Source organism: Citrobacter sp. LJND-P06, from assembly GCF_058188415.1.
The window spans coordinates 4,274,465-4,288,241 of the sequence record NZ_CP187317.1 but is presented as its reverse complement, the minus strand read 5'-3'; the positions used below and the strand labels follow the sequence as shown (position 1 = coordinate 4,288,241).

At 55.7% G+C, this 13,777-nt stretch carries 11 protein-coding genes and 1 pseudogene; 10 read left to right on the top strand and 2 right to left on the bottom strand.

Annotated elements, in window-relative coordinates:
* Window positions 1-42: 42 nt before the first annotated feature.
* Window positions 43-252 carry a CsbD family protein gene (locus ACO7SM_RS20235; protein ID WP_490470991.1) on the top strand — a complete coding sequence of 70 codons (210 nt, stop codon included), beginning with the start codon at window positions 43-45 and terminating at the stop codon, window positions 250-252.
* A gap of 65 nt (window positions 253-317) precedes the next feature.
* Here ACO7SM_RS20235 and zur read toward each other — a convergent pair whose 3' ends face one another.
* Window positions 318-833: a zinc uptake transcriptional repressor Zur gene (gene zur / locus ACO7SM_RS20230; RefSeq protein ID WP_490468984.1), complete on the bottom strand. Its 516-nt coding sequence runs from the start codon at window positions 831-833 to the stop codon at window positions 318-320.
* Between the two features lie 114 nt (window positions 834-947).
* On the opposite strand from zur, the gene ACO7SM_RS20225 reads away from it, so the two are divergent.
* The 3 genes and pseudogenes from ACO7SM_RS20225 to pspG all read left to right on the top strand — a co-directional run bounded on the left by ACO7SM_RS20225 (window position 948) and on the right by pspG (window position 2,958).
* On the top strand, window positions 948-1,436 hold the full coding sequence (locus ACO7SM_RS20225) for a cupin domain-containing protein (protein ID WP_490468983.1): 489 nt from the start codon (window positions 948-950) through the stop codon (window positions 1,434-1,436).
* 151 nt (window positions 1,437-1,587) lie between these two features.
* Window positions 1,588-2,583 (top strand): tRNA dihydrouridine(20/20a) synthase DusA, encoded by a 996-nt coding sequence (gene dusA, locus ACO7SM_RS20220; protein WP_490468982.1) that lies wholly within the window; start codon window positions 1,588-1,590, stop codon window positions 2,581-2,583.
* A gap of 133 nt (window positions 2,584-2,716) precedes the next feature.
* A pseudogene (gene pspG / locus ACO7SM_RS20215) lies at window positions 2,717-2,958 on the top strand (envelope stress response protein PspG).
* Between the two features lie 174 nt (window positions 2,959-3,132).
* Here pspG and ACO7SM_RS20210 read toward each other — a convergent pair.
* Window positions 3,133-4,116: a quinone oxidoreductase gene (locus tag ACO7SM_RS20210; protein WP_203359293.1), complete on the bottom strand. Its 984-nt coding sequence runs from the start codon at window positions 4,114-4,116 to the stop codon at window positions 3,133-3,135.
* An 81-nt stretch (window positions 4,117-4,197) separates the two neighbouring features.
* Between ACO7SM_RS20210 and dnaB the strand changes: the two genes are divergently transcribed.
* From dnaB to lpdA, 6 genes are all read left to right on the top strand, one after another.
* Window positions 4,198-5,613 carry a replicative DNA helicase gene (gene dnaB / locus ACO7SM_RS20205; RefSeq protein ID WP_490468981.1) on the top strand — a complete coding sequence of 472 codons (1,416 nt, stop codon included), beginning with the start codon at window positions 4,198-4,200 and terminating at the stop codon, window positions 5,611-5,613.
* Between the two features lie 145 nt (window positions 5,614-5,758).
* Window positions 5,759-6,838: an alanine racemase gene (gene alr, locus ACO7SM_RS20200; RefSeq protein ID WP_490468980.1), complete on the top strand. Its 1,080-nt coding sequence runs from the start codon at window positions 5,759-5,761 to the stop codon at window positions 6,836-6,838.
* Window positions 6,839-7,020: 182 nt separating this feature from the next.
* Window positions 7,021-8,214 carry an aromatic amino acid transaminase gene (gene tyrB / locus ACO7SM_RS20195; protein ID WP_490468979.1) on the top strand — a complete coding sequence of 398 codons (1,194 nt, stop codon included), beginning with the start codon at window positions 7,021-7,023 and terminating at the stop codon, window positions 8,212-8,214.
* A gap of 200 nt (window positions 8,215-8,414) precedes the next feature.
* Window positions 8,415-11,159, top strand: coding sequence for a 2-oxoglutarate dehydrogenase E1 component (locus ACO7SM_RS20190; protein ID WP_490468978.1), 2,745 nt, complete (start codon window positions 8,415-8,417; stop codon window positions 11,157-11,159).
* Window positions 11,160-11,182: 23 nt separating this feature from the next.
* Window positions 11,183-12,340 (top strand): 2-oxoglutarate dehydrogenase complex dihydrolipoyllysine-residue succinyltransferase, encoded by a 1,158-nt coding sequence (odhB, locus tag ACO7SM_RS20185; protein ID WP_490468977.1) that lies wholly within the window; start codon window positions 11,183-11,185, stop codon window positions 12,338-12,340.
* Window positions 12,341-12,351: 11 nt separating this feature from the next.
* Entirely contained in the window at window positions 12,352-13,770 is a 1,419-nt protein-coding gene (gene lpdA / locus ACO7SM_RS20180; protein WP_490468976.1) for a dihydrolipoyl dehydrogenase, read from the top strand.
* Window positions 13,771-13,777 lie beyond the last annotated feature (7 nt).

The following is a 13,777-nucleotide window of genomic DNA, read 5'->3' as shown; positions in this document are numbered from 1 at the left end:
GAAGCAATATCGCTAATCACCACTAATCATGAGGACTCGATGATGAATAAAGACGAAGTCAGCGGTAACTGGAAACAGTTCAAAGGGAAAGTGAAAGAGCAATGGGGCAAGCTGACCGATGATGATATGACGGTCATTGAAGGTAAGCGTGACCAGTTGGTCGGTAAGGTTCAGGAACGCTACGGTTACGCCAGAGACAAGGCGGAAAAGGAAGTGAGCGACTGGGAAGCACGTAATAAATACCGCTGGTAATCAGCCACCGCGACCCGAAAGTACAAGGATGTACAGTCCATTGGGCGGTTTGCCGCCCAACCCGCTTAACGCGGTTTTTTCTTCACCAGAATCGAATGATCGTGCTGGCACTCTTCTGGATGGCGACACGCTTCAACTTCGACGCACGCCGGGCATAATCCGTGCGCTTCAATCACGTTATGACGCAGGGCAAACCCCATTTGGGCCGCCAGCGTATGCATAATATCTTCCACGCCTTCAGCGCTTTCTTCTTTCACCACGCCGCAGCGGTCACAAATGAACATGGCTGAACTGTGGGTCGGCTGATCGAACAGATGGCAGAGCACATAGCTATTGGTGGATTCGACCTTGTGAACAAAGCCTTGCTCGAGCAAAAAATCGAGCGCACGATACACCGTAGGCGGCTTGGCCTGCGGCTCTGTTTCACGTAGCAGATCCAACAGATCATAGGCGCTGATTGCCCCTTGTTGCAGGCTCATCAAACGCAACACTTCGAGGCGCTGAGGAGTAAGTCGCACATTGCGCTGTGCGCAGAGTTTCTCAGCTTGCGCCAATAGGTCTTGTCTTGTGGTCTTTTCCATTTGGCACCCCGGAGTACGTGAAACGTTAATCCCTTACTTTATCATGTTCTTCTAAAAACACCGAGATCCCCCGCGGTGTGCTATACCTGACCCATTGCATCCTGGAAAAGCAAAATGAAAAGACCTGATTGCATTCGTCACTGGCGCGACGCAGAAGGCGCTGATGACTCTACCTATCCGGGTAGCGATGAGCTATTTTCCATCGGCGCGCCGCTGGCGCGAACGCTCGGATTGCGTCGGCTTGGCATTCACCATGAACGCCTCCCGCCGGGTCGCCGTACCTCATATCCACATGCGGAAAGCGACGAAGAGGAGTTCATTTATGTGCTGGAAGGTTATCCCGAAGTCTGGATAAACGGCTATCTGTGGAAATTAGAACCCGGAGACAGCGTTGGTTTTCCGGCTGGAACAGGGGTGTGCCACACCTTTATCAATAACACCAGCGCAGAGGTTCGCCTGCTGGTCGTCGGAGAGGCGAATAAAAAGCACAACCGCATCTATTACCCGATTAATCCGGTATATGCCGCCACACGAGAAGACCGCTGGGTTGACCATCCGCCGCAGTTTTTTGGCCCGCATGACGGAAAACCAGGGCGAAAATAGCACCGTTCCTGGGCGTTGATCCTCGGGCTGGGACGGTCTGCGCCGTCGGCCCGGCTCACACGCAATGCAGCCATCTGCGTGCGGTCTTGCCTCTCTGGTTTTGCTTTATGCTATAGTAGCGCCCCTTTTTCAGAATGCTTAATTAATTGCCATGCCAGAAACTTCGTCCCCCGTTTTGCCTGCTCATCGTTTTTCTATCGCGCCGATGCTCGACTGGACGGACAGGCATTGCCGCTATTTCCTGCGCTTGCTCTCCCGCCAGACGCTGCTCTATACCGAAATGGTCACGACCGGCGCAATCATCCATGGCAAGGGCGATTATCTGGCGTACAGCGACGAAGAGCATCCCATCGCGCTGCAACTGGGCGGTAGCGACCCTGCTGCGCTGGCGCAGTGTGCGAAGCTGGCACAAGAGCGCGGTTATGATGAAATCAATCTCAACGTGGGCTGCCCTTCCGACCGCGTACAAAACGGCATGTTCGGCGCTTGTCTGATGGGCAACGCGCAACTGGTGGCGGACTGCGTGAAGGCGATGCGTGATGTGGTGTCGATTCCGGTGACGGTCAAAACCCGTATCGGTATTGACGATCAGGACAGCTACGAGTTTCTCTGTGATTTCATCACGACGGTTGCGGGTAAGGGTGAATGCGAGATGTTTATCATCCACGCGCGCAAAGCCTGGCTTTCTGGCCTTAGCCCGAAAGAAAACCGGGAGATCCCGCCGCTGGATTACCCGCGCGTCTACCAATTGAAGCGTGATTTTCCGCATCTGACGATGTCGATCAACGGCGGCATTAAATCGCTGGAAGAGGCGAAAGCGCATTTGCAGCACATGGACGGCGTGATGGTCGGGCGCGAAGCCTATCAAAACCCGGGTATTCTGGCCTCTGTCGACCGTGAGATTTTTGGTGCGACGACGGCCGATGCCGATCCGGTGGCAGTGGTGCGCGCGATGTACCCGTATATTGAGCGAGAACTCAGTAACGGCACCTATCTGGGCCATATCACCCGCCATATGCTGGGTCTGTTCCAGGGGATTCCGGGAGCGCGTCAGTGGCGTCGCTACCTGAGTGAAAATGCCCATAAAGCCGGTGCCGATATCAACGTGCTGGAGCATGCGCTGAAACTGGTGGCGGATAAGCGTTAATTTTTCACTAAAACCTGGTCAAATTCACCACGCCCTGCACAATATTGCGGGGTGTTTTGCTTTTAAATCAATGCGTTAATTTTTGGCATGTTTCTTGTAATGGTCTGTGCAGATTTCATTAGGGGGGAGCATCATGCTGGAACTACTGTTTGTCATTGGATTTTTCATCGTGTTGATGGCGACGGGGGTTTCCCTGTTGGGCGTTCTGGCCGCGTTGGTCGTGGCGACGGTGGTGATGTTTTTGGGGGGCTGTTTGCGTTGATGTTCAAACTGCTGCCCTGGCTGCTACTGGCCATTGCGGTGGTGTGGGTCATTAAGGCGATAAAAGCACCGAAAATCCCACAATATCAGCGTAATAACCGTTGGCGTTACTAAAGATGTGAGGGATGGGTCACAACCTGAAACTTTGCTCTTAGAACCCATTAGGAATTGATTATCAAATCTGTCACTATTGCGCGTCTAACGAATTCATCGAGCTGTACCCTACATACAGCCGAACTAAAAAAAGAAAGGGCTTCCCATGTGGAAGCCCAATTTCTTTCTACACCATTACGGAATGAGCAGGCTTGAACCCTGCGTTGTTCTGCTCTCCAGCGCCTGATGCGCGCGCTGTGCATCTTTCAGCGCATACTTCTGATCCTCTGCGACATCGACCTTAATAACGCCACTGGCAATCAGCGAGAACAGCTCATTACTGGCCTCGGTGAGTTCATCACGATTGGTGATATACCCTTGCAGAGAAGGACGCGTCGTATACAGCGAGCCTTTCTGATTCAGGATACCTAAGTTAACACCGGTGACTGGCCCTGATGCATTACCAAAACTGACCATCAGGCCGCGACGTTGCAGACAATCCAGCGAAGCTTCCCACGTATCTTTGCCAACGGAGTCGTAAACCACCTGCACTTTTTTGCCGCCGGTTATCTCTTTGACCCGATCGACAATGTTTTCTTCACGGTAGTTGATCACCTGCCAGGCGCCCGCCTGCAAAGCCCGCTGCGCTTTTTGCGCATTGCCAACCGTACCGATAAGCTTAGCGCCCAGCGCTTTCGCCCACTGACAGGCAATCAACCCTACGCCGCCTGCGGCTGCGTGGAATAAAAAAGGCTCATCGGGTTTGATTTCATAGGTTTTGCGCAGCAGATAAAAGACGGTTAAACCTTTCAGAAAAGAGGCCGCCGCCTGCTCGAAAGAGATAGCGTTCGGTAAAATGGCGGCTTTATCGGCTGGGACATTGTGCACAGAACTGTAGGCCCCGAGCGCTGACTGGGCATAAACGACGCGGTCGCCGGCCTTGAGATGTTTGACGTTGCTGCCGACTTTACTGACAATCCCCGCCGCTTCGGTGCCTAATCCACTGGGTAACGAGGGAGGCGGGTACAGGCCACTGCGAATATAGGTATCAATATAGTTAATGCCAATGGCTTTATTTTCGACCTGGATTTCGTTCTCCGCCGGGTCTGCGGGCATAAAGTCCACCACTTTTAGTACGTCAGGGCCACCATGCTTGTGAAATTCAATTCGTGTTGCCATGCTTCCTCCAGAACGTATCGTTAGGGTCTACTTATATGGTAATCTTTCGACCCACTCTTTATCTCGGTAACTCCATTCACTATGGCAGGAAATAAACCCTTCAACAAACAACAGACTGAAGCTCGTGACCGCGATCTGCAGGTTGCCGGGCTGAAAGTGCCGCCGCACTCGATTGAAGCGGAACAGTCGGTGTTGGGCGGTTTAATGCTGGATAACGAACGCTGGGACGATGTGGCTGAGCGCGTTGTGGCGGAAGACTTTTACACCCGCCCGCACCGTCACATTTTTACCGAAATGCACCGCTTACAGGAGATGGGCAAGCCTATCGACCTGATCACCCTGGCGGAATCGCTGGAAGTACAAGGGCAACTGGACAGCGTCGGCGGATTTGCTTACCTGGCGGAGCTATCCAAAAATACGCCAAGTGCGGCGAACATCAGCGCGTATGCTGATATCGTCCGTGAACGCGCCGTTGTTCGTGACATGATTTCTGTTGCCCATGAAATTGCGGATGCGGGCTTTGATCCGCAAGGGCGCTCCAGTGAAGACTTGCTCGATCTGGCAGAATCACGCGTCTTTAAAATCGCCGAAAGTCGCGCCAATAAAGACGAAGGTCCAAAAAACATCGCCGATGTGCTGGATGCCACCGTTGCCCGTATCGAACAGTTGTTCCAGCAGCCGCACGATGGTGTCACCGGCGTAAATACCGGTTATGACGATCTCAATAAAAAGACGGCGGGTTTGCAGCCGTCGGATCTGATCATCGTTGCGGCGCGTCCGTCGATGGGTAAAACGACATTTGCGATGAACCTCGTCGAAAATGCCGCGATGTTGCAGGATAAGCCAGTGCTTATCTTCTCTCTTGAGATGCCCTCAGAACAGATTATGATGCGTTCTCTGGCGTCGCTTTCGCGCGTGGATCAGACCAAAATTCGTACCGGGCAACTGGACGATGAAGACTGGGCGCGGATCTCCGGCACCATGGGGATTTTGCTTGAAAAGCGCAATATTTATATTGATGACTCCTCCGGCCTGACACCGACGGAAGTGCGCTCCCGCGCGCGCCGTATCGCCCGCGAACACGGCGGTATCGGGCTTATCATGATCGACTACCTTCAGTTGATGCGCGTGCCGTCGCTTTCTGACAACCGTACACTGGAGATCGCTGAAATATCCCGATCGCTCAAAGCGTTAGCGAAAGAACTTCATGTTCCGGTCGTCGCGCTGTCACAGCTTAACCGTTCACTGGAACAACGTGCCGATAAACGCCCGGTTAACTCCGATTTGCGTGAATCTGGCTCCATTGAGCAGGATGCGGATTTGATCATGTTTATCTACCGTGACGAGGTTTATCACGAAAACAGCGATTTAAAAGGCATCGCAGAAATTATTATTGGTAAACAACGTAACGGCCCCATTGGTACGGTACGTCTGACATTTAACGGTCAGTGGTCGCGTTTTGATAATTATGCGGGGCCGCAGTACGACGACGAATAAATCTCCGTTATCCTTCACGCCGCAGACGCGTTGACACGCCCGAGAATCCCCGGTTACTGAGTTATCTAAGCTCCCGGGAATTCCTGGGCTTGTCGCCGTCCTGCCACGCGAACGATTTAGGCGATTCTTTTTATAAGGATTTGAAATGCAAGCGGCAACTGTTGTGATTAACCGCCGCGCTCTGCGACACAACCTGCAACGACTGCGTGAACTGGCACCTGCCAGCAAACTGGTTGCGGTCGTGAAAGCGAACGCTTACGGACACGGTCTGTTAGAGACCGCGCGGACGCTCCCCGACGCTGACGCCTTTGGCGTCGCGCGTCTCGAAGAAGCCCTGCGACTGCGCGCAGGAGGGATCACGCAACCCATCCTGTTACTCGAAGGCTTTTTTGACGCCGCCGATCTGCCGACCATCTCCGCGCAGCATCTGCATACCGCCGTACACAATCAGGAACAGCTCGTCGCATTAGAGTCGGCAGTGCTGGATGAACCGGTGACCGTGTGGATGAAACTCGATACCGGTATGCACCGTCTGGGTGTCCTTCCCGAGCAGGCCGAGGCATTTTATCAACGCCTGACGCAGTGTAAAAATGTGCGCCAGCCGGTGAACATCGTCAGCCATTTTGCCCGTGCAGACGAACCGGAATGCGGTGCGACCGAGCAGCAGCTCGATATTTTTAACGCCTTCTGTGAAGGTAAACCGGGTCAGCGTTCTATTGCGGCCTCTGGCGGGATCCTGCTGTGGCCGCAGTCTCACTTTGACTGGGCGCGTCCGGGGATCATCCTCTACGGTGTTTCACCGCTGGAAAACCAGTCCACGGGCGCCGATTTTGGTTGCCAGCCGGTGATGTCGCTGACCTCCAGCCTGATTGCCGTACGCGAACATAAAGCGGGCGAGCCGGTCGGTTACGGCGGAACCTGGCGAAGTGAACGCGACACGCGTATGGGCGTGGTGGCGATGGGGTACGGCGATGGTTACCCGCGAGCTGCGCCTTCCGGTACGCCAGTGCTGGTAAACGGTCGCGAAGTCCCGATCGTGGGCCGCGTGGCGATGGATATGATCTGCGTTGACCTGGGGCCAGAGGCACAGGATAAAGCGGGCGATCCGGTCATTTTATGGGGTGACGGACTGCCGGTTGAACGCATCGCTGAAATGACAAAAGTAAGTGCTTACGAACTTATCACGCGCCTGACCTCAAGGGTGGCGATGAAATATATCGACTAAGCGCACGGTGTGCCGGATGGCGCAGACGCGTATCCGGCCTACCCATTTGTACTGACCGTAAGCCGGATAAGGCGTGAAAGCGCCGCCATCCGGTACTTCTTAGCTAAACATCCTCTCGATCTTCTCTCGCTTCCGGTTTATTGTGTCTTTACCCCCTGCCTGTAAACCTGGAGAACCTTCGCGTGTTTCAAAAAGTTGACGCCTATGCAGGCGACCCGATTCTTTCGCTCATGGAGCGCTTCAAAGAAGATGCGCGTCGCGACAAAGTGAACCTCAGTATCGGTCTGTACTACAACGAAGAAGGGATTATCCCGCAACTGAAAGCAGTCGCGGAGGCGGAAGCCCGTCTCAATGCCCAGCCGCATGGCGCTTCGCTGTATCTGCCGATGGAAGGTCTGAACACCTACCGTCACACCATTGCCCCGCTGTTGTTTGGCGCTGACCATCCTGTGCTGGCGCAGCAGCGTGTCGCGACGATCCAGACGCTGGGTGGGTCAGGCGCGCTGAAAGTGGGCGCTGATTTCCTGAAACGTTATTTTCCAGACTCTGCCGTGTGGGTCAGCGATCCGACGTGGGAAAACCACATTGCGATTTTTGAAGGTGCCGGGTTCGAAGTAAGTACTTACCCCTGGTATGACAAGGCGACCAACGGCGTTCGTTTCAACGACCTGCTGGCGACGCTCGATACCTTACCGGCGCGCAGCATTGTATTGCTGCATCCATGCTGCCATAACCCAACCGGCGCAGATTTAACGCATGCGCAGTGGGATGCGGTCATTGAGATACTGAAAGCCCGCGATCTGATCCCCTTCCTCGACATCGCCTATCAGGGCTTTGGCGCGGGTATGGACGATGATGCGTACGCCATTCGCGCGATCGCCAGCGCCGGGCTGCCCGCGCTGGTCAGTAACTCCTTCTCGAAGATTTTCTCTCTGTATGGCGAGCGTGTCGGCGGTCTTTCCGTGGTGTGTGAAGACGCTGACGCTGCCACTCGCGTGCTGGGTCAGCTCAAAGCCACGGTACGTCGCAATTACTCCAGCCCGCCGAATTTTGGCGCGCAGGTAGTTGCTGCAGTATTGGGTGATGATGCGCTGAAAGCGAGCTGGCTGGCGGAAGTGGAAGCGATGCGAACCCGCATTCTGGCGATGCGTCAGGAGCTGGTGAAAGTTCTGAGTACCGAGATCCCAGGGCGTAACTTTGACTATCTGCTGCAACAGCGCGGTATGTTCAGCTATACCGGCCTCAGCGCGCTTCAGGTGGATCGCCTGCGTGATGAGTTTGGCGTCTATCTGATCGCCAGTGGACGCATGTGCGTTGCCGGTCTTAATGCCAGTAACGTTCAGCGCGTCGCGAAGGCGTTTGCCGCTGTAATGTAATCTCCTGCCTGTGAGGCTGGCGCCTGGTCAGCCTCTTTTTCTTCCGGTGTTTCTAACTCCAGCCACCCCTCGCATGACTGTTCCTGTTTCCACTCACTTTCTCACTCCTATTTATTGTTAACATATTGATTAATCATGTTTTTTCATGTTGGTACGAATACTGCAATACAACAGCAGTCTACGACCCTCAGGAGAACAACATGGAGAACATGACCTCACCCGGAACGCTGCTCAATGGAGACAATGCGACCTGGCTTGAAGAGTATTACCAGACCTGGTTGCAATCACCCGAACAGCTCCCGGAAGACTGGCGGCGTTTTTTTATTTCTCAGGAATTGTCTTCCACTGAAACCTGTTCAGCGGTAATGGCGTCGGGCCCGGCATTAAAAAAACAGGCTGCGGTAACGCAGTTGATTCATGCCTGGCGACATTTCGGACACCTCAGAGCGAAGCTGGACCCGCTGTCATTGGTAGAACTCCCCGACGTGCCGCAACTGACGCCTGCATTTTGGGGTTTAACGGAGGACGATTTACGCCAGGAATTTAACGTCACCTTTGGCGAACACAGTACCCAGATGCCGCTTAAGCAGATTATCTCCATGCAGGAACAGGCATGGGCGGGAAGTCGCGCATATGAACTGGCGCATCTGGATAACCGCGACGAAATCACCTGGCTGTTGGCACGAATTGAGCGCAGTAATGCGCCACAGGCGGATGCGCAAACCTGTCTGGAGCGATTCGAAAACCTGGTGGCCGCAGAAACGCTGGAACGCTATCTGCATACCCGTTACGTCGGTCAAAAACGTTTCTCGCTGGAAGGCGGGGAAAGCGCGATCCCGGCGCTGATTACGCTGGCGAAACGTGTACGTGAGCAGGGCGTTGATGAGCTGGTTATTGGTATGGCGCATCGCGGGCGTCTGAACGTACTGATCAATTTACTGGGTAAAGATCCGGCGCAACTGTTTGCCGAATTCGAAGGAAAACAGACGATTGGCGCCGGTTCTGGTGATGTGAAATACCATATGGGGTATTCCACCAATATGCAGACGCCGGCGGGATTGCTGCACATTGCGCTGGCCTATAACCCGTCGCACCTGGAAATCGTTAACCCGGTGGTACTTGGGCAGGTACGGGCGCGGCAGAATCGGCGGGGCGAAAATGGCCAGGCTTGCGTCATGGGCGTATTGATTCATGGCGATTCCGCACTCGGCGGGCTGGGTGTAAACCAGACCACTTTTAACCTGTCGCAAACCACAGGCTACGGTACTGGCGGCACCGTTCATCTGGTTGTCAACAATCAGGTCGGATTTACCACCGCCCGTTTACAGGACATGCGTTCCTCACGCTACTGCACGGATATCGCCAAAATGGTGGCGGCGCCGGTGATCCACGTTAACAGCGATGATGTCGACGCCGTTTGTCAGGCGATTGAGCTGGCCTGCGACTGGCGAAATACCTTCCACCGCGACATCGTCATCGATCTGGTCTGTTTCCGTAAGCACGGTCATAACGAAAGTGATGAACCTCGTCTGACGCAACCGCAGATGTATCAGGCGGTAGACAGTCATCCGGGAACGCGAACCCGCTACGGTGAGATGCTTTCCCGCCGTGGTGTTCTGACCCCCGCGCAGCAGGATGAAAAAGTCAGTGCCTATCGCGACTGGCTGGACGCCTGCCAGAAACGCGATCCGCTGCCGGTGCCGGATGCCACGCATCCGTTCAGCGCTAACTGGGAGGGTTTAAGCAATCCGCAGTGGAGCGCGCAGCCGGAAACCGCCCTGTCGGCAGAAGAGCTGGCCCGTTACGGCGACCTTCTCACCACACTTCCACACGACGTGGTCGCCCATCCCACCATCAAACGCCAGCTTGCCCTGCGCAAAGAGATGGCGGCAGGCACCCAACCGGTGGACTGGGGAATGGCAGAAACGCTGGCTTACGCCTCGCTGGTCGATCAGGGCATCGGCGTGCGGTTATCCGGCGAAGATTCTGGACGCGGCACGTTCAGCCATCGCCATGCCGTGGTGCATGACCAGACGCAAGCGGGTCGCTACCTGCCGTTACAGCATATCCGCGAGGGGCAGGCATCTTTCGAGGTCTTTGACTCCGTATTGAACGAAGAAGCGCTGCTGGCCTGGGAATACGGTTACTCCACCTCCGCACCGCAGCAACTGGTGATTTGGGAAGCGCAGTTTGGTGATTTCGCCAATGGCGCGCAGATCGCCATCGACCAGTTTATCTGCTCAGGCGAAACCAAATGGGGGCGCTACAGCGGGTTAACCATTCTGTTGCCGCACGGCTACGACGGACAGGGGCCGGAGCACTCTTCGGGCCGTCCTGAACGCTGGCTGCAACTCTGTGCAGAACAAAACATGCACGTAGTGATGCCAGGGGATTCAGCGCAAATGTTCCACCTGCTGCGCGGGCAAGCGTTACGCCCAATGCGCAAACCGCTGGTGGTATTTATGAGTAAGCGCTTACTTCGATTTAAAGGTGCGATGAGCGAGCTTTCCGCGTTGAGTTCCGGGAGTTTCCAACCGGTCATTACCGACACCTTCCCGCGCGATTCGTCGCAGGTTAAGCAGGTCATTCTGTGCAGTGGTCAGGTCTATTACGACGCCCTGGAAGCCCGTAAACAGCGTGGTCTTGATGAGTGCGTGGCCATCGTGCGCGTCGAGCAGCTCTATCCGTTCCCGACCGACGAGCTTAACGCAGTGCTGGCGCAATGGCCGCAGTGTTCACGCTGGGTTTGGCTACAGGAAGAACCGGAGAATCAGGGCGCGTGGCGGCAAATTCACCATGAACTGACGGCGTTGGCGCTGGATAAACCGTTCTGGCATTACGCGGGGCGTCCGGCCGCCGCTGCACCGGCAACGGGTTATGGCCGCGTTCATAAACAACAAATTGACGATTTTCTTGCGGATGCGTTTGCGCACATCCAGCCATAAAAAAATAACAAGGAAAATATCTGATGATTGAAATTACTGTCCCTCAATTACCGGAGTCTGTGTCGGAAGGCACGTTGACGACGTGGTGTAAAAAAGAAGGCGATTTCGTGCGCCGTGACGAAGTCGTTGCAGAGCTGGAAACGGACAAAGTGATCCTCGAAATCCCTGCGCCGCAGGATGGCGTATTAACGCGCATTCTGGTCGAGGAAGGCAATGAGGTGGGCTCTTCTCAACTGTTGGCTTATCTGGAGCCGCAGGCCGCCGCTGCCGAAGTGGTCATCGCAGAGGTTGCACCGACGGTCATGCCGGCTGCGCGTCTTGAAGCTCAGCGCAGCAATGTGAATCTTACGGAAGTTGCAGGGAGTGGACGTCAGGGCCGCATCCTGAAAGAAGATGTGCTGCAGCATGCTCAGCCTGCCGCACCCGCACCAGCGCCGACGATGGCACCGGCTACCCCGCGTCCTGTCGCCCCCGCCGGTTCTCGCGAGGAACGTCGCGAGCCCATGTCACGTTTGCGCGCGCGTATCGCCGAACGTCTGCTGGCCTCGCAACGGGATAACGCCATTCTGACCACGTTCAACGAAGTGAATATGCAGAACGTGATGGATTTGCGAGCCCGCTGGAAAGACCGCTTTGCCGAAAAACACGGCGTGAAGTTGGGCTTTATGTCGTTCTTCGTGAAAGCCGTCACCCGCGCCCTTGAGCGTTTTCCAATCGTCAATGCCAGCGTTGAGGGCAATGACATTGTCTGGCGCGACTACTGCGACATCGGGATTGCGGTCAGCAGCAACCGTGGGCTGGTAGTGCCGGTGCTGCGCAATGCGCAAACCCTTTCTCTTGTCGATATCGAACGGCAAATCGCCGATTACGCCGCACTGGCGCGTGCAGGAAAACTGCCGCTGGAAGCGTTGCAGGGCGGCTCGTTCTCTATCACTAACGGCGGCACATTTGGCTCCATGATGTCCACGCCCATTATCAACCCGCCGCAGTCAGCCATTCTCGGTATGCACGCCATTACCCCGCGTCCGGTTGCCGAAAACGGTCAGGTCGTGATTCGCCCGATGATGTACCTCGCCCTCAGCTATGACCATCGCATTATCGATGGGCAAGAAGCGGTGCAAACGCTGGTGGCGATCCGTGAACTGCTGGAAGCGCCAGAACAACTGTTGCTGGATCTGTAAGGAGAAGAGTGATGAGTCCATTTTTTGACGTCGCGGTCATTGGCGGCGGCCCCGGTGGATATGTGGCCGCGCTGCGGGCGGCGCAGCGCGGGCTGAATGTGGTGTGTATTGATGATGGGGTCAACGCGCAAGGCGAACCGTCGCCGGGCGGCACCTGCCTGAACGTCGGCTGTATTCCGTCAAAATCGCTGCTGCAATCGTCCGAACTGTTTGCCCAGATCCAGCATGAAGCGGCAGTTCACGGCGTTAAAGTCAAGGAAGTGTCGTTTGACGTTCCTTCGATGATCCAACGCAAAGACGCCATCGTGCGTCGCCTGACGCAGGGGATCCGCCTGCTGTTTGAAAAAAATAAGGTGACGCATATTTCCGGCCAGGCAACGTTGCGGGAACAGCATGAGGGGCTCTGGCAAGTGCAGGTCAACGAGCAGACGGTGAGCGCCAAAAATGTGGTGATTGCGACCGGTTCGCAGCCGCGCCAGCTTGCGGATGTGGCGACGGATAACACGCACATTCTGGATAATCGCGGGGCGCTGTCATTAACCGAATGCCCGGCGCGTCTGGGGGTGATCGGCGCGGGGGTGATCGGCCTGGAGCTTGGCTCTGTCTGGAATCGCGTAGGCGCACAAGTCACGCTGCTGGAAATGGCGGAAACCTTCCTGCCCGCCCTGGAGCCGAGAATGGCGAACGAGGCGCGTAAAGCGATGGTTGCCAGCGGTCTGGATATGCAGTTCGGGGTCAGCATTGATGCGGTCGAACGCCATGGTGACGAGGTGGTGATCCGCTGGCGGCAGGGCGAAAACGTACAGGAAACGCATGTCGACAAGCTGATTGTCGCCATTGGCCGTGAGCCGCGTCTGTCCGGGATTGATCTGGCGGCGCTGGGGCTGGCATCGAATGGTCGCGGCGGCATTGACGTTGATGCGCTGTGCCGCACGGGAAAACCCGGTCTGTGGGCGATTGGCGATGTCGTACGTGGGCCAATGCTGGCGCATAAAGCGATGGAGGAAGGCCTGAACGTGGCCGATCAAATCGCGGGACTGCCCGTCGAACCGGTCAACTTCTCGCTGATCCCTTCGGTGATTTACACCCAGCCGGAAGTGGCGTGGGTGGGGGAAAGTGAGTCGACGCTGAAAGCCTCCGGTATCGACTTCAACAAAGGTCATTCACTGTTTGCGGGCAACGGTCGCGCGCTGGCGCTGGGGCAGGATGGCGGGCGCTGTACGCTCTACGCCGACAAACGCACCGATCGTGTACTGGGCGGGGCGATTATCGGCCCGCAGGCTTCTGAACTGATTAACGAAATTGGGTTGGCGATGACGTTTAGCGCCTCGGGCGAAGATATCGCCTGCGCGGTACATGCGCATCCCACGTTGAGTGAAGTCATACACGAAGCGGCAATGGCGCTGAATAAACAGGCGCTCCACGGATAACGTTCAA

Excerpts from the sequence above, each read along its gene's own strand:
- alr (WP_490468980.1), top strand. The coding sequence starts at position 5,759 with ATGCAAGCGGCAACTGTTGTGATTAACCGCCGCGCTCTGCGACACAAC.
- zur (WP_490468984.1), bottom strand. The coding sequence starts at position 833 with ATGGAAAAGACCACAAGACAAGACCTATTGGCGCAAGCTGAGAAACTC.
- ACO7SM_RS20210 (WP_203359293.1), bottom strand. The coding sequence starts at position 4,116 with ATGGCAACACGAATTGAATTTCACAAGCATGGTGGCCCTGACGTACTA.
- odhB (WP_490468977.1), top strand. The coding sequence starts at position 11,183 with ATGATTGAAATTACTGTCCCTCAATTACCGGAGTCTGTGTCGGAAGGC.
- lpdA (WP_490468976.1), top strand. The coding sequence starts at position 12,352 with ATGAGTCCATTTTTTGACGTCGCGGTCATTGGCGGCGGCCCCGGTGGA.
- dusA (WP_490468982.1), top strand. The coding sequence starts at position 1,588 with ATGCCAGAAACTTCGTCCCCCGTTTTGCCTGCTCATCGTTTTTCTATC.
- ACO7SM_RS20225 (WP_490468983.1), top strand. The coding sequence starts at position 948 with ATGAAAAGACCTGATTGCATTCGTCACTGGCGCGACGCAGAAGGCGCT.
- dnaB (WP_490468981.1), top strand. The coding sequence starts at position 4,198 with ATGGCAGGAAATAAACCCTTCAACAAACAACAGACTGAAGCTCGTGAC.
- ACO7SM_RS20190 (WP_490468978.1), top strand. The coding sequence starts at position 8,415 with ATGGAGAACATGACCTCACCCGGAACGCTGCTCAATGGAGACAATGCG.
- ACO7SM_RS20235 (WP_490470991.1), top strand. The coding sequence starts at position 43 with ATGAATAAAGACGAAGTCAGCGGTAACTGGAAACAGTTCAAAGGGAAA.